The sequence below is a fragment of the Cellulomonas fulva genome (assembly GCF_018531375.1).
Lineage (GTDB): Bacteria > Actinomycetota > Actinomycetes > Actinomycetales > Cellulomonadaceae > Cellulomonas > Cellulomonas fulva.
The window spans coordinates 491,679-517,127 of sequence record NZ_JAHBOH010000001.1; the positions used below are offsets into that span (position 1 = coordinate 491,679).

20 protein-coding genes are annotated in these 25,449 nt (G+C 76.6%); 6 read left to right on the forward strand and 14 right to left on the reverse strand.

The genetic code is table 11. From position 1 onward, the window contains the following. Positions 1 to 45: 45 nt before the first annotated feature. From KIN34_RS17250 to KIN34_RS02180, 7 genes are read right to left on the reverse strand one after another with little or no spacing between them, the layout of a single operon-like run. Positions 46 to 1,227: a glycosyltransferase gene (locus KIN34_RS17250; protein WP_214346084.1), complete on the reverse strand. Its 1,182-nt coding sequence runs from the start codon at positions 1,225 to 1,227 to the stop codon at positions 46 to 48. Further along, the gene (locus KIN34_RS02155) at positions 1,220 to 2,548 is read right to left on the reverse strand and encodes an O-antigen ligase family protein (protein ID WP_214346085.1); all 1,329 of its coding nucleotides are present in this window, start codon (positions 2,546 to 2,548) and stop codon (positions 1,220 to 1,222) included. The genes KIN34_RS17250 and KIN34_RS02155 overlap by 8 nt, the downstream gene beginning before the upstream one ends. Next, a complete protein-coding gene (locus KIN34_RS02160; protein ID WP_214346086.1) occupies positions 2,536 to 3,888 on the reverse strand; it encodes a hypothetical protein in 1,353 nt (450 codons plus the stop codon). Before KIN34_RS02160 ends, KIN34_RS02155 begins: the two co-directional genes overlap by 13 nt. A gap of 3 nt (positions 3,889 to 3,891) precedes the next feature. Further along, a complete protein-coding gene (locus tag KIN34_RS02165; RefSeq protein ID WP_214346088.1) occupies positions 3,892 to 4,458 on the reverse strand; it encodes an arsenate reductase/protein-tyrosine-phosphatase family protein in 567 nt (188 codons plus the stop codon). Positions 4,459 to 4,463: 5 nt separating this feature from the next. Further along, positions 4,464 to 5,915 carry a tyrosine-protein kinase domain-containing protein gene (locus KIN34_RS02170; protein ID WP_307858045.1) on the reverse strand — a complete coding sequence of 484 codons (1,452 nt, stop codon included), beginning with the start codon at positions 5,913 to 5,915 and terminating at the stop codon, positions 4,464 to 4,466. Positions 5,916 to 5,957: 42 nt separating this feature from the next. After that, entirely contained in the window at positions 5,958 to 6,827 is an 870-nt protein-coding gene (locus tag KIN34_RS02175; protein WP_214346090.1) for a glycosyltransferase family protein, read from the reverse strand. 12 nt (positions 6,828 to 6,839) lie between these two features. Next, positions 6,840 to 8,423: a sugar transferase gene (locus KIN34_RS02180; protein ID WP_214346092.1), complete on the reverse strand. Its 1,584-nt coding sequence runs from the start codon at positions 8,421 to 8,423 to the stop codon at positions 6,840 to 6,842. 133 nt (positions 8,424 to 8,556) lie between these two features. Here KIN34_RS02180 and KIN34_RS02185 point away from each other — a divergent pair, with 133 nt between their 5' ends. After that, positions 8,557 to 8,763 (forward strand): DUF2530 domain-containing protein, encoded by a 207-nt coding sequence (locus tag KIN34_RS02185; protein WP_214346094.1) that lies wholly within the window; start codon positions 8,557 to 8,559, stop codon positions 8,761 to 8,763. Positions 8,764 to 8,862: 99 nt separating this feature from the next. Here the strand turns inward: KIN34_RS02185 and KIN34_RS02190 are convergent, their stop codons facing one another. From KIN34_RS02190 to KIN34_RS02210, 5 genes are all read right to left on the reverse strand, one after another. Further along, positions 8,863 to 9,657 carry a hypothetical protein gene (locus tag KIN34_RS02190; protein WP_214346096.1) on the reverse strand — a complete coding sequence of 265 codons (795 nt, stop codon included), beginning with the start codon at positions 9,655 to 9,657 and terminating at the stop codon, positions 8,863 to 8,865. A 318-nt stretch (positions 9,658 to 9,975) separates the two neighbouring features. Continuing rightward, on the reverse strand, positions 9,976 to 13,200 hold the full coding sequence (locus KIN34_RS02195) for a sacsin N-terminal ATP-binding-like domain-containing protein (protein ID WP_214346098.1): 3,225 nt from the start codon (positions 13,198 to 13,200) through the stop codon (positions 9,976 to 9,978). Further along, positions 13,197 to 14,051: a DUF3027 domain-containing protein gene (locus KIN34_RS02200; RefSeq protein WP_214346100.1), complete on the reverse strand. Its 855-nt coding sequence runs from the start codon at positions 14,049 to 14,051 to the stop codon at positions 13,197 to 13,199. The genes KIN34_RS02195 and KIN34_RS02200 overlap by 4 nt, the downstream gene beginning before the upstream one ends. Before the next feature lies 1 nt (position 14,052). Beyond that, entirely contained in the window at positions 14,053 to 14,436 is a 384-nt protein-coding gene (locus tag KIN34_RS02205) for a cold-shock protein (RefSeq protein WP_214346102.1), read from the reverse strand. A 143-nt stretch (positions 14,437 to 14,579) separates the two neighbouring features. Then, positions 14,580 to 15,785 (reverse strand): M20 metallopeptidase family protein, encoded by a 1,206-nt coding sequence (locus KIN34_RS02210; protein WP_214346104.1) that lies wholly within the window; start codon positions 15,783 to 15,785, stop codon positions 14,580 to 14,582. A 400-nt stretch (positions 15,786 to 16,185) separates the two neighbouring features. Here KIN34_RS02210 and KIN34_RS02215 point away from each other — a divergent pair, with 400 nt between their 5' ends. From KIN34_RS02215 to KIN34_RS02230, 4 genes are all read left to right on the forward strand, one after another. Next, a complete protein-coding gene (locus KIN34_RS02215) occupies positions 16,186 to 18,534 on the forward strand; it encodes a helicase-associated domain-containing protein (protein WP_214346106.1) in 2,349 nt (782 codons plus the stop codon). Next, positions 18,531 to 20,162, forward strand: a complete 1,632-nt coding sequence (locus KIN34_RS02220) for a DNA repair helicase XPB (protein ID WP_214346109.1) — start codon at positions 18,531 to 18,533, stop codon at positions 20,160 to 20,162. The genes KIN34_RS02215 and KIN34_RS02220 overlap by 4 nt, the downstream gene beginning before the upstream one ends. Positions 20,163 to 20,249: 87 nt before the next feature. Continuing rightward, positions 20,250 to 22,151, forward strand: a complete 1,902-nt coding sequence (locus tag KIN34_RS02225) for an Ig-like domain-containing protein (RefSeq protein WP_214346111.1) — start codon at positions 20,250 to 20,252, stop codon at positions 22,149 to 22,151. Positions 22,152 to 22,334: 183 nt separating this feature from the next. Then, positions 22,335 to 22,934: a M15 family metallopeptidase gene (locus KIN34_RS02230; protein ID WP_214346113.1), complete on the forward strand. Its 600-nt coding sequence runs from the start codon at positions 22,335 to 22,337 to the stop codon at positions 22,932 to 22,934. Here KIN34_RS02230 and KIN34_RS02235 read toward each other — a convergent pair whose 3' ends face one another. After that, entirely contained in the window at positions 22,935 to 23,225 is a 291-nt protein-coding gene (locus KIN34_RS02235; RefSeq protein ID WP_214346115.1) for a hypothetical protein, read from the reverse strand. It abuts the gene before it with no gap. 100 nt (positions 23,226 to 23,325) lie between these two features. On the opposite strand from KIN34_RS02235, the gene KIN34_RS02240 reads away from it, so the two are divergent. Beyond that, positions 23,326 to 24,570: an APC family permease gene (locus KIN34_RS02240; protein ID WP_214346117.1), complete on the forward strand. Its 1,245-nt coding sequence runs from the start codon at positions 23,326 to 23,328 to the stop codon at positions 24,568 to 24,570. A gap of 7 nt (positions 24,571 to 24,577) precedes the next feature. On the opposite strand, the gene KIN34_RS02245 is transcribed toward KIN34_RS02240, so the two are convergent. Beyond that, entirely contained in the window at positions 24,578 to 25,318 is a 741-nt protein-coding gene (locus KIN34_RS02245; protein ID WP_307858046.1) for a type 1 glutamine amidotransferase, read from the reverse strand. Positions 25,319 to 25,449 lie beyond the last annotated feature (131 nt).

A 25,449-nucleotide genomic window follows, 5' to 3' on the forward strand; every position in this document is an offset into this window, starting at 1 on the left:
GGCAGGAGGCGGTCCCCGCGGGGGCCGCCTCCTCTCGTCTGCGGGTCAGGCGCGACGCGCTGCGGTCAGGACGTCGCGGAGCGTCGCCGCGGTGTCGCCGCCGTACGCGGCCGCCGTCCAGGCCCGTCCCGCGGCGCTCAGCCCGTCCCGGACGGCCGCCGACCCGAGCAGGCGCTCGATCGCGTCGGCCCACTCCCCCGGGGCGTCCGCGACGAGGCAGGCGTCGGCCGCCCCGGCTCCCGCGAGCCGGGCGCAGACCGGTGTCGAGACGGTCGGGCTGCCGACGCTCAGCGCCTCGATGAACTTCATCTGGACGCCCGTGGCGGTGCGGACGGGGACCACGACGGCCTGTGCCGCCGCGTACTCCGCGCCCACGTCCGGCACGCGGCCGACGAGCTCGACGTCCGGCGCGACGAGGCGCTCCACCCGGGGCCCGGCCTCGGCCCCGACGATCCGCAGCCGCACCGCGAGCCCGCGCTCCCGCAGGAGCGGCAGCACGCGGGCGACGAACCACTCGAGCGCCTCCACGTTCGCGTCGTACCCGAGGCGCCCGACGAACAGCAGCCGCCCGGGCACCGCCTCGCGCTCGGTCCAGGTGGCCGCGGCCATGACGTGCTCGCTGCGCAGCACGACGACCCGGCCGGGGTCGGCGTGCGCCGCGTCGACCGGCGACGAGACGAGCACGGTGCCCGCCCGCGCCGCCGCCCGCCGCTCGGCCGTCGCCATGCGCCGCGACTCGACGCGCGCGACCAGCCGGGAGAGGCCGGCGGCGCTCTGCGCGCGCTGGCGGTAGTAGTCGCTGCGCACCTCGTCGAGGTCGTGCACCACCGGCAGGTCCCCGACCTCGTCGAACCACTGCGCGGACCGGATCACGTTGAAGTAGGCGAAGTCGGGGCGGAAGCCGACGACCTCACGGCGGATCGCGCGGCGCACCGCGGGTGCGTCGGCGTAGGCCTGCTGGAGCGAGGCGCCGCGCAGCAGACCGGCCCCGGCCCGCAGCACGCCCGCCGCGCCCCGCGCGCGGACCACGACGACGTCGGCACCCAGGCGCGCGGCGTCCGCCCGGTCGAGGGCGTCCCAGGCCGTCACCACGCACCGCACCTCGGCGACGGCGCGCAGGTGACGCAGGAGGGCGAGGCTGCGGGGCCGCCGCTCCGAGGGCACCCACGGGGCGACGAACAGCACGCGCGGACGGCGCGTCGGCCGAGGTACGGCGACGTCAGGCACGGGCGGGACCTCCGACGAGCTCGTGGTGCGCGGGTTCCTGCGGCGTCGGCGGGGTCGGTGGGGTCGGGGCGGGCGGCGTCCGGACGAGCCCGCCCAGCGCCCCGACCATGAACATCCACAACGCGTAGATCGACGTGCCGAGCAGTCCCCACCCGGTCATGCCGATCAGGAGCAGCCCGGGGGCGGACGCGACGAGCACGCGCCCGGCGGCCCCGCGGTGGTCGAGCAGGCGGCGCGCCCGCCAGCCCGCGGCCCACGTCCGCAGGACGGCCCACCAGAACAGCGCCGCCGCCGGGATCCCGACCTCGGCGACGAGCAGCAGGAACGAGTTGTGGACGGGGATCCACGACCCCGTCTGCGGTCCGACGACCGCCGTGTACCCGTTCGGGCCCGTGCCGGCGAACGGTGCCGCGTGCACCTGCCGGTACGCGTTCTCGAGGAGGGTGCCGCGCACGCCGCCCGCGGGGTCCTCCTCGAACCGGGACCACAGCGTGCCGGCGGCGAAGACGCCGCCGACCCCGATCCCCAGCAGCACGTTCAGGCGCAGCGAGCGGTGCGAGCGCGCGGGCAGCACCAGCGCCCACGTCGCCACGGCGAGGACCGTCGCGACGAGGTTCGCGCGGCCCTGGGCGAGCGCCAGCGGGACGAACGCGAGCACGATCGTGGCCGCGGCGGTCCGGCGGACGCCGCGGTCGCCCCGCTCCACGAGCAGCAGGCAGACCAGCACGACGATGAAGAGCATCTTGCCGAGCGTGTTCGGGTGGTTCGTCGTGCCGTTCACCCGGTCGCCCAGGATCGCCGCGTCGACGGGGGTCAGGAGCGCCGGCCGGAGGCCCGCCAGCTGCAGGGCCGCGAACAGGACCTGCAGCAGGACCACACCGAGCAGGACCAGCGCGAGGGCGCGGCGGCCCCGGTCCCCCAGCTCCCCCACGGCGGAGCCGACGTACCAGGCGACGACGCCGACCAGCAGCTGCAGCACCCCGGCCTGCACGGTGGGCGAGTCCGGCCACGTGCCCCACGCCAGCGCCACCACCATCGCGACGAAGCCGAGGAGCTGCCACGGCACGGACCCGCGGTGGCCCGTGAGCGCCCAGCCGACGCCGAGCGCGAGCACGACGACCGTGTACGTCCGGACCTCGGGCGCGGGTCCCGCGATGCCGACGTGGTACGCGTCCGAGCCGCCGACGAGCAGGACGGGTGCCAGGGCACAGCTCGCCACGACAGCGAGCCAGGTGGCCGCGCGGGGGCCGATCGCGAGCGCGAGCACCAGGAAGCCCAGCGCGCCGACCGCGAGCCCGGTGGTCCAGGTCAGGAGGTCCACGGCGTCCCCGTCCCGGCCAGGGCGAGCGCCGCCAGGACGCCCGGCACGGGGGCGAGCGCGCCCCAGCGGGCCACCGGCCCGACGGCACGCGCCACCGGACCGGGGCAGCGCGCGGCCGTGAGGCACGCCCCGACGACGGGCAGCACCGCGACCGCGACCGCGTACGCCACGGCCTGCTCGCTCGTCGTCCCGCCCGCGACGAGCGGCTGCGCGGCGAGGAGCACCGCGACGGCCGCCGCCGAGGACGCGGCGACGACGCCCGATCGCCCGCTGCGCAGCGCGAGCCCGCTCGTCGCGTAGTACGTCATGACCGACGGCAGGACGGTCGCCAGCGCGACCAGGCCCGCCACGCCGACCCGGGGGAAGGCGCCGACGAACGCGGGCGCGACGTGCGCACCGACCGCGACCGCCAGCCCCAGCGCGGCTCCGACCAGGGCGTACGCGCGGGCGTTGGCCGCCGCACGCGCCGCGAGCTCGTCGTCCGGCGCGCTCTGCACCCGGGCGGCGAGGATGGCGTGCAACGAGCCGCCCAGGGTCGCGCCGACCGTCACGACCAGCATGACCAGGTGCGCGGCGAGGAGATCGGCGGGGCTGCCCGTCGCGACAAGCCGCAACCCCTGCATCAGCACCGCGAACACCAGCAGGTGCGGCACGAGGACCGCCGCCGACCGGAGGAAGCGCACGTCGAGGTCCGACCGGCGCAGCGGCGCGGCGAGGCCTCGCGTGCGGTGGACGAGCGCGGCGAGGCCCGATGCCGCCACCACCAGCACCGCGAGCCCGGCGGACCGGGCACCCATCCCGGCCACGGTCGCGACCCACCAGGTGACGGGCAGCAGCGCCTGGCCGACCGCCGACCCGGCCATCAGGCCCCGGCGCCCCGTCAGCCGGGCGAGCTGGCAGCCCATGACCCCCGCGGCGACCGCGCCCGCCGCGAGCGCGGTCAGGCCGGCGACGCCCGTCGGCGCCCCCAGCGCTGCCGCGACGACCAGGACGCCGCCGACGGCGACCGCCGCACCGGAGACCCCCCACGCGAGCGTGACGTACGGCGACCAGGGCCCGCGCCGGAGCGGCGCCGCCCAGCCGCGAGCGAGGTTGGGCAGGAGGTACGCGACGCCGAGCGTGAGCGGGAGCGCGAGCACCGAGGACCAGCCGTAGGCCCGGACCGCGGGTGCCTGCGCCGCGGCGCTCGCGGTGGAGCCGAGGGCCCACCACCCGAGCAGCGCGGCGCCCGCGCCGAGCACCTGGATCGCGGCGAGCTGCCACGCCGACGCACGGTCGTGCTGCGGCCGGGCGTGCGGGGCGGCGAGCGGCGCGGGAGCCGCGACCGGGACGGTGGTCATGCGTCAGGCCGGACGCGCCGCGTGCACGATCGCGTCCACGGCGGGCCGGATCTCGTCGAACGACGCGCGGTAGGCGTCCGCGCCGCGCCCGTAGGGGTCGGCGACGTCGTCGTCGGCCGCGGCAGCCGCCGGGGCGAGCCCGCGCCGTCGCGCCGCGAGCGCGACGAGGGCCGCGAGCCGGCCCGCGACGTCGGTCCCCGGCAGATCCGCCGCGTCGATCGTGCCGACGACGCGCGCGAGCTCACGGAGCGTGAACGTCCGCCGGACGACGGACGGCTCGAGCTGCACCAGCGCCCGCCGGTGCTCGCGGGTCGCCGCCAGGACGAGGTCGGCGCGCCGGAGCTCGTCCTGCGTGACCTGCCGTGCCGCGAACGCGCCGCTCGGCACCCCCGCGTCGTCCAGCAGGCGCACCATCTCGGCGCTCACGGGCGCGCCGACCACCGCGGCCGTACCGGCCGACGCCACCACGACGTCGTCACCCGCACCCGCCGCGGCGAGCGCGTGCGCGAGCAGCCGCTCGACCGCCGGCGACCGGCAGATGTTCCCGGTGCAGACGGCCAGCACCCGCACGGCGCTCAGCCCCTCGCCCCGACGAGGCGGCGCCAGCGCGGCACCTCGGGCGTCGGCTCGTGGGGCGTGTAGTCGTAGTACGCGTACGCGTCGCGCGCCTTGCGCTCCTGCCCGTTGACCACGATGCCGAGCACCCGGGCGTCGACGGTCTGCAGCGCCGCGACCGAGTCCGCGAGCTGCTGCCGGTGCAGCTTCTGGACGCCGGCGACGAGCAGCGCGCCGCCCGTCACCTTCGCCAGGATCGCCGCATCGGTGACGGGGAGCAGCGGCGCGCCGTCGAGGATCACCAGGTCGTAGTCGCACGTCAGCTTCTCGAGCAGCTCCGCCATGAGCGGTGAGCCGAGCAGCTCGCTGGGGTTCGGCGGGATCTGCCCCGCGGGCAGGACGTCCAGCGTGCCGTCGCCCCAGGGCTGGACGACGTCCTGCACCTCGGCCTGCCCGATCAGCACCGTCGTGAGCCCGACCCCGCCCTCGAGCCCCATGTAGCGGGCGACCGCCGGGCGGCGCAGGTCGGCGTCGACGAGCAGCACCCGCGTCCCCGCGTCGGCGAGCGCGAGCGCGAGGTTGATCGAGGTCGACGACTTGCCCTCGCCCGGCAGCGACGACGTCACGACGACGGACCGCGGCCGGTCCGCGACGTTGAGGAACTGCACGTTGGTGCGCAGCCGGCGGAAGGACTCCGCGCGGTCGCTCAGGGGGTCGGACTGCACGACGAGCGGGCGGCTCGGGGCCTCGGCCTCGAACGGGATCGTCGCGACCACCGCCGCGCTGGTGACGCGCGCGACGTCGTCGGCGTCCCGCACGCGCGTGTCCAGCACCAGCCGCAGGATCGCCGTGCCCACCCCCAGCGCCAGCCCCAGCACGAGGCCGAGCGCCACGTTGAGGGCGATCCGCGGCGAGACCGGCGTGGTCGGCACCGCGGCCTGGCGGACCGTGGAGACCTTGACCGTCGAGCTCTGCGCCCCGAGCGGGGTCTCCAGCTCCGTGATCGTCGCGGCCAGCCGGGTGCCGATCGCGTCGGCGAGCGCGGCGGCGCGGGCCGGGTCGGTGTCGCGCGCGGTCACCGCGATGAGCGAGGTGTTCGTCGGCGAGCCGGCCGAGACGCGGTCCGCGACGTCGTCGACCTCCTCGTCCAGACCGAGCTCGGCCACGACGGGGTCGAGCACCAGCGGGCTCGTGACGAACTGCGTGTAGGACAGCACCTGCTGACGCGCGAAGTTCGCGCCCTGCAGGAGGTCGCCCGACGTGGTGCCGCCCTGCACCGCCACGTACAGCTGCGTCGTGGCGGCGTAGACGGGCGTCGCGACGAGCGACGCGGCCGCCGCGAGCGCGCCCACGACGAGCGTCAGCACGGCGACGGACAGCCAGTGCGTCCGGACCGCGGTCAGGTAGTCGCGCAGCCCCAGGGCGGGCGACTCGTCGTCACGTCCGGCACGGCCGGTGGCGGAGGCTCTCACACGTGCTCCGATCGGACGGTGCGGCCCGTTGCTGAGGACTGCTCACAGTCTGCGCGCGACGGGGGCGAGCGCCTCCGCGACCGCCGCGGCCCGCGCCCGCAGCACCACGGCGTGCTCGCCCAGCGACTCCGCGGTGCGGGCGGCGGCCCGGTCGTCGGGCACCTGGGCCACGTCGACGAACCGTGCCCGGTCACCCAGTGCGCTGAGGTAGTCGTCGTACTTGAACAGCGGCTCCTGGTGCGGCACGCCCGGGAAGGTGACCAGACGCGCGGGCGTGCCGAGCGCGTGGGCGAACACGAGGCCGTGCAGGCTCGACGTGGCCAGGAACGGTGCCGCGGCGATCCGGCGCGCGACCTCGAGCGGCGCCGCGTTGGGCAGCACGACGTCGTAGCCGCCCGCACGCATGCTCGCGAGCGCGCTGCGGGCGGGTGCCGAGCCCACCGCACCGAAGTGCGGCAGCACGAGCGGACGCCGCACCCGCGGCCCGACGCCGAGGTCCAGGCTCCCGACCACCAGGCCCGGGTCGCCGAGCACGGTGTCGTCGGGCAGGCCGAGCGCGTCCCGGGTGAGCGTGCCCCGCACCGCGAGCACCCGCTCGGCGGGCACCGTCCACGGCGTCGCCGGCGCGCCGCGCAGACCGCTGCCGAACACCCGCGCCTCGCTCCGCTCGCGGGCGTACACGGTCAGGATGGAGCCGATCCCGTACACGCGCGCCCGGGACGCGGCGGCCCAGCGCACGCGTGCACCGGTCAGCTCGCCCAGCGCGATCGCGCTGAACTCGTCGCCGAAGTTCGTCATCCGCGGCGTCTGCTGCGCCAGCATCCGGGCCCAGGCGCCACCGCGGCGCACGAGCTCGCCGGCCAGGGCGCGCGCCGACCGCGTCGGACGCCACCAGTAGAGGTCGATGCTCATGGGTCCGCCGGCTCAGCGGGCGCTGTCGCCGACGGCGACGACGGCCTTCGCGGTGCGGGCGAGGACCAGCAGGTCGCCGAGCGGGCTCCAGTTCTCGACGTAGCTCACGTCGAGCCGGATCGACTCCTCGGGGGAGAGCGCCGAGCGCCCCGACACCTGCCACAACCCGGTCATGCCGGGCTTCACGCGAAGCCGCCGGAACGCCGCGCGGTCGTACTGCGCGACCTCGGCCGCGATCTGCGGGCGCGGTCCGACGAGGCTCATCTCGCCCCGCAGGACGTTGACCAGCTGCGGGAGCTCGTCGATCGAGTACCGGCGGATGAACCGGCCCACGGGCGTCACGCGCGGGTCGTCGACCGGCTTGTAGAACAGGCCGACCTCCCGCCCCTCGGCCGCGAGCACCTCGGCCAGCCGCTGGTCGGCGCCCACCTGCATCGACCGGAACTTGAACATCGGGAACGGGGCGCCGTCCCGGCCGATCCGCTCCTGGCGGTAGAGCACCGGGCCCCGGCTGGTCAGGGCGACCAGTGCCGCGACGACGAGCAGGAGCGGCGCGAGCGCCACCGTCACCAGCGCGGCGCCGACCAGGTCGATCGCGGTCTTCACGGCGTACTTGGCCCCGGTGAACGTGGGTTCGTCGACGAAGACGAACGGCGTGCCGCTGACCGGCTGCAGGGTCACGCGCGGGCCGGCGACGTCGAGCAGCGCGACGGACAGCGCGAGGTCGATCCCCCGGCCCTCGAGGTCCCAGCCCAGCCGGCGCACCGTGTGGGCGGTGACCGCGTCCGATCCGGCGACGACGACCATGCTGGCGCCCAGCGCGGTGGTGACCGCGGCGACGTCGTCGAGCCCGCCGTGGACCGCGACACCGCGGACGCTCTCCCCCGGGTCGACCGCTCCGTGCGGGACGCACGCGCCGACGACGCGCAGCCCCGTGGCCCGCCCGTCCCCGACGAAGTCGACCATGCCGGCGACCTTCTCCCGCGGCCCGACGACGACGACGTCCGTGAGCTCGCGGCCGCGGGCCCGGGCGCGGTGCAGCACCTGCCGCACGACGTAGCGGTTGAGCGTGAGCAGGGCGATGCCGAGCGGGGCGGCCACGGCGACGTACGCACGGCCCACCTCCGCGTGCAGCAGGTAGGAGACGATCGCGACGAGGGCGAAGACCCGGGTCGTGACGCCGACGACCCGGGCGTACTCGGCGGGCCCGTGGCCCAGGATCCGGTGGTCCCGCGTGCGACCGAGCGCCAGCGCCGCGACCCAGCCGGCCGCCAGCGCCAGGGAGAACGCCGCGTAGGAGACGTGGACGCCGCGCGCGGCGGGCGCCACCTCGGCGACCAGCGACGCCGGTGCGGTGCCGGCCCGGACCGCGAGCGCCGCGCCGACGGCCAGGACCACGCACAGCGGGTCGGTGACCGCCAGCAGCCGGTTGGTCCGGCCTCGTCGGACCCGGACGCGGGGCGCCACCGACGCGGGCTCGTCGACGGCCGCCCGACGAGCCGGAGGTGCCGGGCGGGGCTGGGGCAGCACCCCGACCGGGGCGGCAGCGCGCGGCGGCGCCAGCAGCGCGGTGGCCTCGCTGGTGTCGATCGCCATGTCTCCCCGTCCCTCGCCGGCACGCGCGCCGGACTCCCGGCTCATCGGCAGGTCGGCCCGGAACTGAGGCGTACGGTCGGGACCGGCCGGCCCGATGACCGCGCGGCTCGCCGCCGGACCGTAGGCTGCGGGGGTGCCGATCGACCACGACCCGTCCCCGCCGGTGCAGGTGGACCTGGCCCGCGTGATGGTCGTCGGGTGCGCGCTGTGGGCGGTCGCGCTCGTCGTGTGCCTGGTGCTGGCGGCCACGGGGACGACGAGCTGGCTGCCGGTGGCGGTGTGCGCGACCGGTCTGGCGCTCGGCGGGCTCGGCTACCTCTGGGCGGTCCGGCACCGCTGAGGGCGGGCGCCGCGCGTCTCGTCGTACGGAGGAGGAGTCCCCTGCCCGGCCTCGGAACCGGGGTGGGCCGCTTGGACGGCGCTCAGGGGGTCAGCGGAGTCAGTTCTCCAGCGTGTCGTGCTGGACCTCGATGGCGTCGGTCGGGACGCACAGGGCCCAGACCGTCAGGTTGTCGGTGTACTCACCGTTGCCGAGGATGATCCAGCCGTCGAGCCGGTTCGCCTTGGGCTTCCCGGTCTCCCAGTCCATGCGCCCCGGGAACGAGGCGGTGACCGCGAAGTCGTTGTCGCCGGTGTGGCCCGCCTCGACGCCGCCCGCGATGGCGACGTACTGCTGCGAGGTCTCCTGGTCGTCCGCGCACGCGACCGTGGCGTCGCCGCCGCCGCCGTTCGTGTAGGTCAGCGAGCGGTAGATCGCGCCGGTGAGGCCGTCGCGGCCGTCGGCACCGTCCTTGCCGTCGACGCCGTCCTTGCCGTCGACGCCGTCCGTGCCGTTCAGACCGTCGGCACCGTCCTTGCCGTCGATCCCGTCCTTGCCGTCCAGGCCGTCGACACCGTTCTCGCCGTCGACACCGTTCTGGCCGTCGACACCGTTCTCGCCGTCGACACCGTCGACACCGTCGACGCCGTTCTGGCCGTCGGCACCGTTGTTGCCCTTGAGCGAGGTCTTGAGCGCCGACGCGAGGTCCCGGCCCTGGATCGTGCCGTCGGCGATGTCCCACGACCGCACGGTCTCGTTCTTGAGATCCGCCCCGGTGATCGTGCCGTCCGCGATGTCGCCGCCCGTGAGCAGGGCCCGGGCCGTCGCCGACGTCCCCCCGGCGACCACCAGGCCGCCGACCAGACCGAGACCGATGACCGCCGCGCTCACACGACCCTTGTGCGTGACCTGCATGTGTGCTCCTCCTCGTGTCGGGCCCGACGCCGGACGGAGCGCGGCCGCTCCCGGACCGGGACGCCGCTCTGGAGGACGCCGCTGTCGGGAGCCCGGCGCCGTCGGCGCGTCGAGCATCGCTGGGGCATCGGCAGCGACCTCACGGATCTGAGGAGTTCCGCGCGTCACGATCGAGTGATCTCGCGGTGGGCAAAGGACCCAAGGTTCGCGTTGGTGACGACTCCGCTCCGCCGGGTGGGTGACGGGAGCTCGCGGCCGGGTTGCCGACGGCAGCAGGCACGTCGGCGCACGCCCTCGCCGAACGCGCGGCCGGGCGGGTCAGTGCGCGTCGAGCGCCGTGTCGAGCAGCAGCTCGGCAGCCCGGTCCTCGTCGTCGAGCACCGCCTCGAGCGCGTACCGCAGGCCCCAGCGGCCCCCGGCCTGCGCCGCGGCCGCGGCGAGCCCGGCGAGCGTCGTCGCGTGCAGCCGCGGCTCGTCGCCGCCGTCCACCCACCACTCGACCGGGACGTGGTCGACCCGCAGGTCCTCGTGCTCGCACCACGTCGCGGGCAGGCCCGGCAGGAGGTCGCGCAGCACGTCCGGGAGCGGTGACTCGATCCCCTCGTCGCGCGTCACCGCACCCGCGGCCAGCTCGGAGACGCGCGGCAGGTCGAGCGCGCGGGCCAGCCGCAGGGCCTCGTCGTCGTCGCGTGCGGGAACCACGGCCGCGACGTCCGTGCGCTGCCACCACATCGGGCTGGCGGCGACGGCCGCGTCGTGCGCGGGCACGACGAGCACGCGCGATCGGCCGGGGCGGCCGACGAGCGCCGGCACCCGGTCGGGCGGCTCGTCGGGCTGCGCGTGCCGCCACACCTCCGCCGCCGCGGGCGCAGGCATCGGCCGGCCCGCCGGCCACGCGTCCAGCAGCTCCGTCCAGTCCTCGGGGGTCAGGTCCGCGGCCGACGCGACGCCGCCGAGCGCCTGCTGCGCCTGCGGGTCGGCGGCGGCGAGCACGGGCGGCGCGGGCGGCAGCAGGTCGGCGAGCGCGCCGGCGTCCCCGACGACGAAGCGCGCGGGCAGCCCCAGCGGGGAGCGCTCGCGCAGCCACCACGCGGCGTAGGACTGCGCCACCGCACCCCGGTCAGAGCGCACCGGCTCCAGCAGCGCGCGCCGCAGCGCCGGCTCGCCGGTCAGCAGCTCGAGCACTCCGGGCCACGCGTCGGTGGCGACCGCGTCCAGGTCCGCGACCGCGACGACGTCCCCCACGTACGCGCCGGGCCCGCAGCGCCGGCTCAGGTGGTCGAGGTACTCCGGCCACCCGTCGAGCGCCTGGACGACGAGTGCGCCCGGCGCGTCCTGCGCCGGCTCCTCGTCGGTCACGACCTCCGGCACCGTCACCGTGACGAGCTCCTCGCGGACGCCCGCGGCCACCAGCGCCGCGGCCCCCCAGCGCTCGACCTCCTCGGTCGCGACCGCGCTGAGCACGCGCTCGTCGAGCAGCCGGTGCGCCGGGGACCCGGGGAGCACCAGTCCGTCCGCCGGCGCGCGCTCGCCGTTCGCCGCGCGGACCGGCAGCAGCGCGAGCCACTCGCGCACGTCGTCCGGCAGCGCGTCCCACGCGCGCGTCGTCGGGGTCCAGCGCGAGGGGTCGCGCGGCGGCAGCGCGGCCCGCACCAGGGTGAGCACGGTGCCGGTGAGGTCGGTCGTCGCCTCGCCCGTGCTCGGGCCGCCGGCCGGCTCGTCGTCCTCGTCGTCCCACGCCAGCACGGCCTCGCGCACCGCGGGGAGCCGGAGCAGCCCCGGGGCGTCGGGCGCCTGCGCCCCGAGCCGCTCGAGCAGCGGGTGCGCGGCGGTCGGCTCGACCACGCGCACGCCCCAGGACGCCAGCGTCCCGACGGCGCCCGCGACCTCCCGCGCCACCTCGACCGGGACGACGACGGTGCCCCGGGCGCCGCGCACCACGCGCCCGTCGACGAGCGGGACCGGCAGGCCCCCGAGCGCCTCGAGCCCGGTCGGGTCGGTCGCGGCCAGCGCCTCGAGCGCGGTGTACAGCGCGGGCCAGTCGTCGTCGGCCGCCAGCTCCTCCACCAGGTCCGCCAGCCGGCGCACGTCCACGCCGAGCAGCCGTGCCTGCGTCTGCCGTCCCGGCGGCACGACGACGAGCGCCGCCACCCGCCGGCCGAGCTCCGCGAGCGCAGCACCGCCCGGCACGCCGTCCAGGGCGACCGCGCGCCGCCCGGCCACCAGGTCCGCGGCCATCCCCGCCGTCGGGTGCGCGGCCGTGCCGACGAGCGACGCGGGGGCCGTGCTCGCGGGGGCCGTGCTCCCGAGGGCCGTGCTCGCGAGGGGCGTGCTCGCCGGGGTCAGGAGCGGGGTCGCGGCGAGACGGTCCAGCAGGAGGGCGCGGAGCGCGGCGTCGAGCGCGGCCGCCGGCAGCGTCGTCGGGACCAGCCCGAGCGGGTCGCCGCCCGCGCGGGCGACGTGCTCCGCCAGCACGGCATAGGCGTCCGCGGCGTGCCGTAGCAGGGCGTCGGTCAGGGGCCCGGCGGCCACGCGACGGCGTGTGGGGTCCAGCGGCAGCGTCGCGACGAGCAGCGCCGGCAGGTCGAGCGGCTCGTCCGTCGGCGTCGGCGCGTGCACCACGCGGGGCGTGCTCGCCGGACGCTCGCCGAACAGGTCGGTCGTCGGGCCGGACGTAGGGAGGGCGCCGTCCGACGAGCGCGGCAGCGCCCAGGTGATGCGCCACGCCGTGGCGTCCCGCTCCTCGACGGGCCGGTCCACCAGGAGCTCCCGCGGGAGCTCACCCTGGGTCGTCGCGACGAACCAGCGCGACGCGACGTCCGCGACCCGCCGCGGCCCGCCGGCGGAGGTCAGGTCCTCGACGACGACCTCGGTCAGCCCGGGCAGCGCCAGCAGGAGCGCGTCGTCGACCGCGTCGAGCAGCGCGCGCACCTCGTCGGCCGCGACCTCGTCGCGCAGCTGCAGGACCACCGCCGTGTCGAAGCCCGACGGCGGCCGGCCCTCGGCCGGGTACGGCAGCCGCAGCGCGGGCAGCGACCCGTCGCGCCGCACCACCTCCTGCTCGAGCGCGGGGACGCCGGCGGCCGCCTCCTGGACGTCGCGCAGCGTGTCCCGCAGCGAGAAGCGGACGGCGCCGGTGGTCGAGAGCACGCCGACCTCGTCGGACACCGCGCGGACCGCCGCGAACCCGACGCCGAACCGGCCCACCACGCCACGGGCGGCCGGGTCCCGCTTCGCGGACGCGCGCATCGAGGACAGCGCCGCCACCCCCGCGGCGTCCAGGGGCGCGCCGGTGTTGGCGGCGACGAGCGTCGTGCCCTCGTCCGTGCGCGCGAGCCGCAGCAGCAGCCGGCCCGCCACGCCCGCGCGGACGGCCGCGTCGGCGGCGTTCTGCGCGAGCTCGACCACCACGCGGTCGCGGTAGTAGCCGCGCGCGTGGTCCTCCTCGGTGTTCGCGTCCTCGCGCAGGCGCGGGGGCGACGAGCGCCAGGTGCTCAGGACCGCCGCTCTCAGCGCGGCGGTGTCGAACGGGTCGAGCGTCACCGCTCCGGGTCGGGCGACGTCTCCGTCGCCTCGACGACGTCCTCGACCACGGGCTCGGGCTCGGGCGCGGGCTCGGGCGCGGGCTGCGCCGCGGCGGGCACGTCGACGAGCTCGACCCGCGTCTCGTCGATCAGCGGGTCCGGTGCTGGCCAGTCGCTCGCGGCGGGCTCGACGTCGGTCTCCGAGTGCGCGCCGCAGCCGTGGTCGTAGGAGACGACGCGACCGTCGTCGGGCGACCACTCGTTGACGCACACACCGAAGAGGTTGCCCAGCGGACCCTGCAGCGGGACCAGGAAGCCGCAGGTCTGGCACGCCGCCGCGGAGGCCAGCGCCCCGGCGCTCGTCGGGCCGCGCGAACCGCGGTACCAGCGCTCCGCGGCCTCGTCGATCCCCTGCGGCGAGAGCACACGGACGCGGGCCAGGGCGAGCTCGTCGATGGCGACCTCGTCGAGCTCGGGGTCCCCCGACGGCGTCCAGCCCGGCTCGAGGCGCGGGTCGTCGGCCCGGAACGGCAGGACGTCGCCGGGGCCGATGTCGCCCGGCTGCAGGCGCTCGGACCACGGGAGCCACGCGTTGCCCAGGATCGCGTCGTCGCCCGGGAGCAGCTCCGCCTCGCAGACCGTCGCGGTCCGGCCGCGCGGCACGCGGGCGACCGTGACGGTCCACTCCCAGCCGCGGTAGCCCTTCGCCAGGCACGCGAACCGGTGCGAGACCAGCCGCTCGCCCTCGACGACGACGCCCAGGTGCTCGCCCACGTCCGACGGGTCGAGGGCGATCTCGATCGCGACCTCGCGCGCGAGGTCGACGGCCGAGCCGAGCACGGCGTCCTTCGTCTTGGTGGCGGCGGCCATCTCAGCCCTCGAGCTCGTCGGCGACGGCGCGCAGCGCCTGGGCGTAGGCCTTGCCGCGCGCGGGCTCGGGGTAGCGCCCGCGGCGCAGGTCCCCGCTCACGCGGTCCAGGACCTTGATCAGGTCCTCGACGACGACCACCATCTCGTCCGGCTTGCGGCGCTGGGCCTTGGCGACCGAGGGCAGCGGGTCCAGCAGCTTGACGGACAGCGCCTGCGGGCCGCGCTTGCCGTCCGCGACGCCGAAGTCGACCTTGGTCCCTGGCTTGGGGGCGGTGACGCCCGCGGGCAGCGCCGAGGCGTGCAGGAAGACCTCGCCGCCGTCGTCGCCGGCGATGAACCCGAACCCGCGCTCGGTGTCGAACCACTTGACCTTGCCGGTAGGCACGGCGGACCCCTGTCGTGAGAAGTGCAACGTCAGGTCAAGGCTACCGGCCCCCGCACGACCATTCTGTCGGGCGGCTCGTCGGGCGGTCGCGTCGGGCGCCCGGCCCGCACGAGTCAGGTCTCAACGCGTCAGTCGTCCGGGAGTCAGACCTCGGCGAGGCGGTCGACGACGAGGGAGGCGAGGAGGGCTGCGCTCGTCGCGAGCGCGTCGTCGTGGAACCGGGCCTGGGGCGAGTGGTTGTACGGCGCGGTGTCCGGGTCCTCGCCCGGCAGGAGGGCGCTGACGAAGACGAACGCGCCCGGGACCTCCTGCAGCACGTAGGAGAAGTCCTCGCCGCCCGCCAGCGGCGCCGGCATGGTGACCCAGCGCTCGTCGCCCAGCAGCTCACGTGTCAGGCGCGCGGTCCGCTCGAGCTCGTGCGGGTCGTTGACCGTGACGGGGTAGCCACGCTTGTAGTCGACCTGGGCCGTCAGCCCGTGGGCCGCGGCGACGTGCTCGCACACCTCGCGCAGCCGCTCCGGAGCGGCCTCCCAGGTCGCCTGCGAGAACGTGCGGACCGTGATCTCGAGCGTCGCGGTGGACGGGATGATGTTGTTCGCCGTGCCCGCGTGGATCGAGCCCACGGTCACGACGACGGGGTCGAACACGTCGAAGCGACGCGTGACCATCGCCTGCAGCGCGAGGACGATCTCCGCCGCGACCGGCACCGGGTCCAGAGCCCGGTGCGGCGCCGACCCGTGGCCACCCGCGCCGTGCACCGTGACGACCACCGAGTCGGGTGCGGCCATGAGCGTGCCCGGCCGGCCCGCGACCACGCCGTGCGGCAGGAGCCCGGCCGAGACGTGCACGCCGTACGCGGCCACCACCCGCTCGCCCGCGGCTGCCAGCACGCCCTGCTCGATCATGATCTCCGCGCCGCCGTCGCCCTCCTCGCCCGGCTGGAACATCAGCACGACGTCGCCCGCGAGCTCGTCGCGGTGGGCGTGCAGCAGCCGCGCGGCACCGACGAGTCCGGCAACGTGCAGGTCGTGCCCGCACGCGTGCATGAGGCCGTCGTGCTCCGACGTGAACGGCTCGCCCGTCTGCTCGGTCACCGGCAGCGCGTCCATGTCGCCGCGCAGCAGCACGGCGGGTCCGGGCTTGCCACCGCGGAGCACCGCGGTCACCGAGCTCAGGCCGTCGCCGGTGCTGATCTCCAGGTCCAGGCCCGCCAGCGCCTCGAGCACCAGCGCCTGCGTGCGCGGCAGCTCCAGCCCCAGCTCCGGGACGCGGTGCAGCGCGTGCCGCAGCTCCACCAGCTCGGGCAGCATCGCGCGCGCCTCGTCGTGCAACGCCTTCACCTGGACCATCGCCACCTCCCAGTCGACCGGACCCCCATCCTGCCTCTCTCCCACCCCCGCGTGCGCCGGCGCCCTCCCGTCACTGCAGACATGCCTGCCGATCCCGCGCCGCAGCGGACCGAACCTGCGGCCATCCCTGCATCGACCGGGCGACGCCGCCGGAGCTCACCGAACCCGTGGTGGTGCGACACGCCGCACTCCTCACGGCGCGCCGCACAACCACGGGTTCAGCGAACGTCCGCACCGGGGTGCGGCAGCGCGCGGCGGGTCGGCGCAGGCGAGCACCACTCGTCGCGCTCGGCCGGGCACCGGATGGCGGGGTCGACAGCGGCCCGACCAGCGGGCGGGGGAATGTGGGTGGGGGGATCTGGGTGGGGACGCGGGGGTGGGGGCACGTATCGTGGTGCGGATGTCCTCGTTCACCGGGTTCCTGCGGTCGTCGTCCGACGAGCGCCTCGCCGCGCTGCTCGCGCGGCGGCCGGACCTGGCGTCGCCGTCCCCCGGGAACCTGACCTCGCTGGCCGTCCGCGCGACGGGACGCGCGAGCCTCGAGCGGGCCCTGGCCGGCGTCGACGCCGTGGTGCTGCAGGTGCTGGAGGCCGTCGTGGTCCTCGGTGGTGCGACGAGCGAGGACGTCCAGCGCGCGATCGCCGACGGCCCCGACGACGAGGTGCGGCGCGCGATCGAGGACGCCCTCACGCTCGCGCTCCTGCACACCGACGACGAGACCGGCGACAGCACCGGCGGCATCGCCCGCGACAGCAACAGCGACAGCACCCACGACAGCGTCCGCGACATCGCTGCCGCGGACGGGTCCAGGCGACCGGGCGTGCTGCACGCGGCGCCCGGGCTGGCGGAGCTGCTGGGGCCGCACCCCGCCGGGCTCGCGGTCGAGGTCGAGGCGTTGGTGGACCCCGTCGGGGGCGCGACCGCGGACAGCGTCGACGGCCCCGCCCGCGCGGTGCTCGACGCGCTGCTGTGGGGACCGCCGGTGGGACTCGCGCCGGCGCCCGGCACCCCCGCGGGGGACGCGGTCGCCGGGCTCGTCGCCCGCGGGCTGCTGGTGCGCGGCCAGGGGCGGCACGTGCTGCTGCCGGCCGCGGTCGCCCTGGACCTGCGCGGCGGTCGCACGCACCGCGGCGTGGCCGCGGCACCCGACCTCGCCGACGTCCCGCGGCGGCCCGCGGCCACCACCGCCGCAGAGTCCGCGAGCGCGGGCGAGCGGTTCGCGCGGCTCGTCGGACGCCTGCTGCGGCTGTGGGAGCAGACGGCGCCGGGCGTGCTGCGGGCCGGCGGGCTCGCGGTCCGGGACCTGCGGCGCACGGCGGCGGCGCTCGAGGTCACGGAGGACGAGGCGGCGCTCGTCGTCGAGCTCGCGTACGCGGCAGGGCTGGTCGCCCGCGACGACGAGGAGCCGGCGGCCTTCGCGCCGACCCCGGACGCGGACGCGTGGACCGCCCAGGACCTGCCCGACCGGTGGGTGGAGCTCGCCTCGGCCTGGCTGACGACGACGCGCACGCCCTGGCTCGTCGGGTCGCGCGACGAGCGCGGCTCGCTGATCGCCGCCCTCAACCCCGAGCTGACGCGGCCGTGGGCGCCGCGCCTGCGCCGCGCGGTGCTCGGCGTGCTGGCGCGCGCGGAGGGCGTGGCGCCGAGCGTGGACCAGGTGGTCGACGCGCTGGGCTGGGCCACGCCGCGCGCGGTGCCGCCACGCGCGAGCGTCGAGGCGGTGCTCACCGAGGCCGCGCGCGTGGGACTGCTCGGAGCGGGCGCGCTGAGCGAGGCCGGCCGCGCCCTGCTCGTGGCCGGCCGGGACAGCGGCGTCGACGGCGTCGCCGCGGCGTTCGCGAGCGGGCTCGCACCCGAGGTCGAGGACCTGCTGGTCCAAGGTGACCTCACCGGCATCGTCCCCGGCCGGCCGTCGGCCGCGCTCGAGGCGCTGATCGAGCGCACCGCCGTGGTCGAGTCGCGCGGTGGGGCGCTCACCGTCCGGTTCACGCCGGAGTCGGTCCGCGGTGCGCTGGACGACGGGCTCACGGCCGACGAGGTGCTCGAGCGGCTGGCCGGGCACGCGCGCGGCGGGCTGCCGCAGCCGCTCGAGTACCTGGTCCGCGACGCCGCCCGGCGGCACGGGCGCCTGCGCGCGGGCGCGGCCTCGTCGTACCTGCGGGCCGACGACCCCACCCTGCTGGCCGGGCTCGCGGACGACCCGCGCCTCGCCGGGCTCGGCCTGCTGCAGCTCGCACCGACCGTGCTGGCCGCGCAGGCGCCCACCCGCGAGGTGGTCGAGGCGCTGCGCGAGCACGGGCTCGCGCCCGTCGCGGAGACCCCGGACGGCCAGGTGCTCCACCTCGAGCGCACGGTCCGACGAGCACGACGGCGCGGCTCGCGCCGCGCGCACGCCCCGGTCACCACGCGAACCACCGACACGCTCGCGCTGGCGCGTCGGCTGCGCTCGTCGGACGACCGCCCCTCGCCCGTCACCACCGAGGCACCCGTCCCGCCGCCGGTGCGCGGAACAGCCGAGCCGGCCGACGCGTTGGCACTCCTGCGCGAGGCCGCCGCGGACCGGACCGCCGTGTGGGTCGAGCTCGTGGGCGCCGCGGGCCAGCCCGAGCGTCGGCTGCTGCGGCCGCTGCGCGTCGAGGGCGGACGGCTGCGTGCGGCCGACCCCGTCCGCGAGGCGGAGCTCACCGTCGTGGTGCACCGCATCGTCTCGGTCTCGCGCGCCGAGGACCCGACAACGGAGGACCTGTGACCGGACCCCTGATCGTGCAGAGCGACAAGACGCTGCTGCTCGAGGTCGACCACGACCAGGCGGAGGCCTGCCGCCGCGCGATCGCGCCGTTCGCCGAGCTCGAGCGCGCGCCGGAGCACGTCCACACCTACCGGCTCACGCCGCTGGGGCTGTGGAACGCCCGCGCCGCGGGGCACGACGCCGAGCAGGTCGTCGACGTGCTGCTCGAGTACAGCCGCTACCCCGTGCCGCACGCGCTGCTGGTCGACGTCGCGGAGACCATGGCCCGGTACGGCCGGCTGCAGCTGGTCCAGGACCCCGCCCACGGCCTGGTGCTGCACGCGCTCGACGCCGCAGTGCTCGCCGAGGTCATGCGCTCCAAGCGGACCGCCGGACTGCTGGGCGCGCGCGTGGGTGACCTCGACGTCGTCGTGCACCCGTCCGAGCGCGGGCACCTCAAGCAGGTCCTGCTCAAGCTCGGCTGGCCCGCGGAGGACCTGGCCGGCTACGTCGACGGCGAGGCGCACCCCATCGCGCTGGACACCGACGGCTGGTCCATGCGGCCCTACCAGCAGCAGGCGGTGGACGGGTTCTTCCACGGCGGGTCCGGCGTGGTGGTCCTGCCCTGCGGCGCGGGCAAGACGATCGTCGGCGCCGGGGCGATGGCGAAGTCCTCCACGACGACGCTGATCCTGGTCACCAACACGGTGTCCGCCCGGCAGTGGCGCGACGAGCTGGTGCGCCGCACGTCGCTGACCGAGGACGAGATCGGCGAGTACTCCGGTGCGCGCAAGGAGATCCGGCCGGTCACCATCGCCACCTACCAGGTGCTCACCACCCGGCGGAAGGGCGTCTACACGCACCTCGAGCTGCTCGACGCCCGCGACTGGGGGCTCGTCGTGTACGACGAGGTGCACCTGCTGCCCGCACCCATCTTCCGGATGACGGCGGACCTGCAGGCGCGTCGGCGGCTGGGCCTGACCGCGACGCTGGTGCGCGAGGACGGGCGGGAGGACGAGGTGTTCTCGCTCATCGGCCCCAAGCGGTTCGACGCGCCGTGGAAGGACATCGAGGCGCAGGGCTACATCGCGCCCGCGGAGTGCGTCGAGGTCCGCCTGACCCTGCCCGACGGCGACCGCATGGCGTACGCGACCGCCGAGCCGGAGGAGAAGTACCGGCTCGCGGCGACGGCGACCGGCAAGAACCGGGTGGTCGAGAAGCTCGTCGCGCGGCACGAGGGCGAGCCGACGCTGGTGATCGGCCAGTACCTCGACCAGCTCCACGAGCTCGCCGAGCACCTGGACGCCGACCTCATCACCGGGGAGACGACCGTCCGCGAGCGGCAGCGCCTGTTCGACGCGTTCCGCACGGGCGAGATCTCGAAGCTCGTCGTCTCCAAGGTCGCGAACTTCTCGATCGACCTGCCCGAGGCGTCCGTCGCGATCCAGGTCTCGGGCTCGTTCGGCTCGCGGCAGGAGGAGGCGCAGCGCCTCGGCCGCATCATGCGCCCCAAGGCGACCGGGCGGACGGCGCACTTCTACACGGTCGTCGCCCGGGACACGGTCGACCAGGAGTTCGCGGCCCACCGCCAGCGCTTCCTGGCGGAGCAGGGCTACGCCTACTCGATCACGGACGCCGAGGACCTCTAGCCCGGGCGGCGTGGGCAACTGCTCAGACGAGGCGCGCGCCGCCCGATCGGCAGGGAGCCCCACCCCGTCTCGCTCCAGGAGCCCTGCGTGCGCCTCGTCCCCTCCCTGCTCGCGACGCGTCCCCGCGTCGCCGCAGCCGTCACCATCGCCCTGGTCGGGCTGGCCGTCGCCGCACCCCCGGCGAGTGCCGTGCCCGTGCCCTCGCCGCCCGCGCTGACGGGTCCGTCCGCGGCTGTGCCGGTGGGCTCCCCGGTCGCCTTCACCGCGGTCTGCGCGGCGGTGCCGGACGTCGACCCGGCCGAGGTCCGCCTCCGGTGGGACTCGTCCGACGACATCAGCGTCTTCGGCACTCCCGAGCCGACGTCCTCGTCCGCCAGCGGCACGACGTTCCAGTTCACGCACACCTTCGTGCACGCGACGAGCAGCGGCTTCGTCGAGGCGCAGTGCCTCTACCCGGACGGCGACGGCCGGACCGTCTACTCGTACTGGGGCCTGACCGAGTTCCCGGTGCTCGCCGCGGTCGACGCCACGACGACCACGACGCTCACGCTCGGCACGCCGACGTCCTCCGGTGACCTCACCGGCTCGGTCTCCGTCGCGCCCACCAGCGGTGCGGGCACGCCGACCGGGACCGTGACGATCGCGGTCGACGGCCACGACGAGCAGACGCTCCTGATCTCGGCGGGGTCGATCCCCTTCACCCTCACCGGCCTGTCCGCGGGCAGCCACACCGTCACCGCCACGTACTCGGGCGCCGAGGGCTTCGCGTCCTCGACCGACACGCGCACGGTCGTCGTCAAGGCGGCGGTGTCGGTCAGCCTGGCCTTCCCGTGGCTGGTGTACTCCGGCGTCGACACGACGCTCGAGGTGATGGTGGTGAGCAGCATCGGCGGCGAGACCCCGACCGGCACCGTGGAGCTCCGCCACGGCGAGGGCGCCGTCCTCGGCACCGTCGCGCTCGTGGACGGCTTCGCCTCGCTCACGCTCGCGCCGACGACGGACCTCCACGACGTCGTCGCCGTGTACTCCGGCGACGCGACGTACGCCGACGGCACGTCGGCGCGCCATGACCTCGTGGTGCGGGAGATCCCGACGCCGACCGTCACGGTCGAGGCACCGACGACCGCGACGACCGCGGGCCTCACCGCGACCGTCACGGTCACGGGCGAGGAGGTCGGCATCGCCGCGCGGAGCGCCGGCCCCGAGGGCGACGTGCAGCTGATCATCCACGAGGTCGGCAAGGCGCCCGTCTCGGTCACCAACGGCACGCTCGTCGACGGCAGGGTCACCGTCACGACGGGCACGCTCCCGCCGGGCACCTACCGCCTCCTGGCCCACTACTCCGGCGCGCCCGGCAGCATGTTCCACCAGGCCGACTCGGCCGACCAGCCGCTCGTCGTCGCCGGGCCCGTGCCGCCGACCCCGACGCCGGACCCCGAGCCGACCCCCGACCCGGAGCCGACGCCCGACCCGGAGCCCACCCCGGACCCCGAGCCGACGCCCGAGCCCGCCGACCCGCGCGTCGAGCTCTCCGACGACACCGTGGTGGCCGGCTCGCCGGTCACGGTCGTCGCCCGCGGCTTCGAGGCCGGCGAGACCGTGACGTTCGCCCTGCGTGCGCCCCAGGTCGAGCTCGGCGACGCCACCGCGAGCACGGCGGGCGTGGCCACGGCCCGCGTCGTCCTGCCCGCCGACCTGCCGGCCGGCGAGCACGTCGTCGTCGCGACCGGTGCCACGTCCGGCCGCGTCGCCCGGGTGACGGTCACCGTCACCGCGGCCGCACCCGACGAGACCGGCGCGCCCGACGAGACCGGCGAGCCCGACGACGAGACCACGACCGACGACGCGGTCTCCGACGAGGGCGCCACGGACGACGAGCTGGCCGCGACCGGTGCGGCGAGCCGTGACCTCGTCGGCCTGGTCGCGCTGCTGCTCGTCGGCGGCGCCGTCCTGGTCGCAGCACCGCGCCTGCGCCGGCCGCGCGACTGACGGGCTCACGCCCGCCGAGCTCGTGACAGAACGGGCGAGCTCGTCACCTCGAGGTGACGAGCTCGCCCGTTCGTCATGAGGTTGCGCGCACCGCCGGCTGACGGCTCGCGCGCGGCGAACCCTTGCATCCGGGCGCGGCCCGCCGATGGGAGGGGACGAACCCCGCACCACCAGGAGGACGTCGTGTCGTCAGTCGCCGCGATCACGCAGCGGATGGCCGAGATTCAGTCGCTGGTCGCGCCGCTCGACGCGCGCCCGGCGTCGTCGGCGTCCGCCCTCGGCACCGCGACCCTCGCGGCCGGGCCGGCCACGGGCGCGGCCGCCACGTTCGACCAGGTGCTCGCCACGCAGACCGCCGGTGCGCAGGCGGCCTCCACCGCGCGCAACGCCGACGGCGTCCCGGTCGACCTGGCGCGCTACGGCAACGGCCGCATCCCGACGAGCGCGCTCGGCACCGTCGACGGCACGTCCTGGCAGATGTGGGCACCCGCGGCGGACGGCCTGTCCCAGCTCCTGGCCGCCGCGCGGCGCGACGGCGTCAGCATCGGCATCAACGACGCGTACCGCTCCTACGACGAGCAGGTCGACATGGTCCGCCGCAAGGGCCTGTACTCGCAGGGCGGCCTGGCCGCGGAGCCCGGCACCAGCCAGCACGGCTGGGGCCTGGCCGCGGACCTCCAGCTCGACGGCCGCGCCACGGCGTGGATGCAGGCCAACGCCGAGCGGTTCGGGTTCGAGCGCACGCTGTCCCGCGAGCCGTGGCACTGGGAGTACACGGGCTGATCAGCGCAGCGCGTACCAGCGGTTGCCGTAGCGGCGGGTGACGGTGCGCCCCTCGATCTCGGCGCGCTCGTCGAGGTGGTGCAGGACCGCCCAGCCCGCGCGGCGGGCGGACGCGTCGTCGTCCGCCTGGTAGCGGATCGTCACCCGCGCACGGCCGCGGACCACCTCGAGGTCGGACGCCTCGACGGTGACCAGGGTGCGGGCCAGGTCGACCGCGTCGGGCAGCAGCGCGGGCGCCGACGCGCCCGGCCGCAGCAGCCCGACGAACGCGCGGGCCCGGTAGGAGGGCACGTCAGCGGTCCGGCCGGGTCGAGGAGGGCACGCCCGAACCGTAACCGCCCGGTCGCCGCGCGTCCGCCCGCGGTCCACGCGGTCACGGCAGGATGACCCGATGCAGCTGCGCCGCGCCCTGGGCCTGCGTGACGCGGTCGTGATCGGGCTGGGATCGATGCTCGGCGCCGGGGTGTTCGCCGTGTTCGCGCCCGCCGCCGCGGCGGCGGGCACCGGCCTGCTCGTCGGGCTCGCGCTGGCTGCCGTGGTCGCGTACGCGAACGCGACCTCCACCGCGCAGCTCGCCGCGCAGCTGCCGACGTCGGGCGGCGCCTACGCGTACGGGCGCACGGTCCTGGGCCCCTGGTGGGGGTACGCGGCCGGCTGGTCCTTCCTGGTCGGCAAGACCGCGAGCTGCGCGGCGATGGCGCTGACCGCGGCGACCTACCTGGTCCCCGAGCCGTGGCAGCGGCCCGCGGCGGCCGCGGCGGTGGTCGTCCTGGTCCTCGTCGCCGACCGCGGCGTGACCCGCACGGCGCTCGTCGCGTCGGCGCTCCTGCTCGTCGTGCTCGTCGTCCTCGGTCTCGTGGTGTCGGCGGGCGCGTCCGCCGGCGCACCGGGGCGCCTCACCGGAGGCCCTCCGACGAGCGTGCGCGGGGTGCTCGAGTCGGCCGGGCTGCTCTTCTTCGCGTTCGCCGGCTACGCGCGGGTCGCGACGCTCGGCGAGGAGGTCCGGGAGCCGGCCCGCGTCATCCCGCGCGCGATCCAGCTCGCGCTGGGCGGCGCCGTGCTGGTCTACCTGGCCGTCGGGCTCGCCGTCCTGACGACGATCGGGCCGGCGGGCGCGGCGGCCTCGGCGTCACCGCTCGCCGACGTCGTCGACGCCGCCGGCTGGTCGTGGGCGGTGCCCGTCGTCGGCGTCGGCGCCGGGGCGGCCTCGCTCGGTGCGCTCCTCGCGCTGGTCGCCGGGATCGGCCGCACCTCGCTCGCCATGGCGCGTGCGGGCGACCTCCCGCGCGGCCTCGCGCGGGTCGACCCCGCGGCCCACGTCCCGGCCCGCGCCCAGCGGGTGCTCGGGCTCGTCGTCGTGACGCTGGTGCTGACGACGGACCTGACGGGCGCGATCGGGTTCTCGTCGTTCGGTGTGCTGACCTACTACCTGGTCGCCAACCTGGCAGCCTGGCGGCAGGAGCCGGAGCAGCGGCGCCGGCCGCGGTGGCTCCCGGCGCTGGGCGTCGCGGGGTGCGCGGTGCTGGCGCTCACCCTGCCGCCGTCCGCGGTCGTGGCGGGTGCCGCCGTGCTGCTGGTCGGGCTGCTGGGACGGCTCGTCGTGGTGCGGCGCCGAGCCGCGGGCGGACCCGCGTGAGCGCGGTTCAGGCGTCGACGGGCTGCGCGGCGCGCTCGCGCACCAGGGTGAGGAAGGACTCCGCGAGCACGGACCCGGTCGCGACCAGCTCCTCCTCGCGCGCCGCGTAGTCGGCCAGGACCGCGTCGGTGTTGACGGTCCCGTCCCAGACGGCCCAGTCGCGCAGGGTCGTCGTCGAGGCCTCGGGGTGGAACTGCACGCCCCACGCGGACCCGACGCGGAACGCCTGGTACGGGTACTGGTTCGACGAGGCGAGCCACACGCCGTCGGCGGGCAGGTCGACCACGGCGTCGGAGTGGAGCGTCGGCTGGGCCGTGACCTTGCGGTCACCGGCGCCGGGCAGGCCCGCGACGAGGGGGCCGACGAGCGCGTCGGACGCGGCCTCGGGGCGCCACCAGATGTCGACGACGCCGGCCTCGGGCCCCGGCGGGGGCGAGACCTGCACGCGGCCGCCGGTCGCGACGGCGAGGAGCTGCGCGCCCAGGCACACGCCGAGCGTGGGCACGCCGGACCGGGCGGCGTCGGCGAGCAGCGAGCGCAGCACGGGCAGCCAGTCGGCGGCCTCGTCGTCGTACGCGTTCATGTGCCCACCCAGCACGACGAGCCCGTCGCCCAGCGCACCGAGCGCGGGCACCGGCTCGCCGAGGTCGGCGCGCACGAGGGTGAGGTCGGCGGAGCTCCACCAGCCGGCGAACCGGTCCAGCGGGACGTCGGGGGAGCTCTGCACCACGGTGAGTCGAACGGTCACGTCCACCGACGGTACCCCCACCCGGACGCGTGTCCGAAACCCGCTGCTCAGGCGCTCGACGAGCAGCCGAGCGGCCGCCGGACCGGGGTCCTCGGGTGCCGGGAAGGTCCAGCGTGTGTCCAGGCGACTCC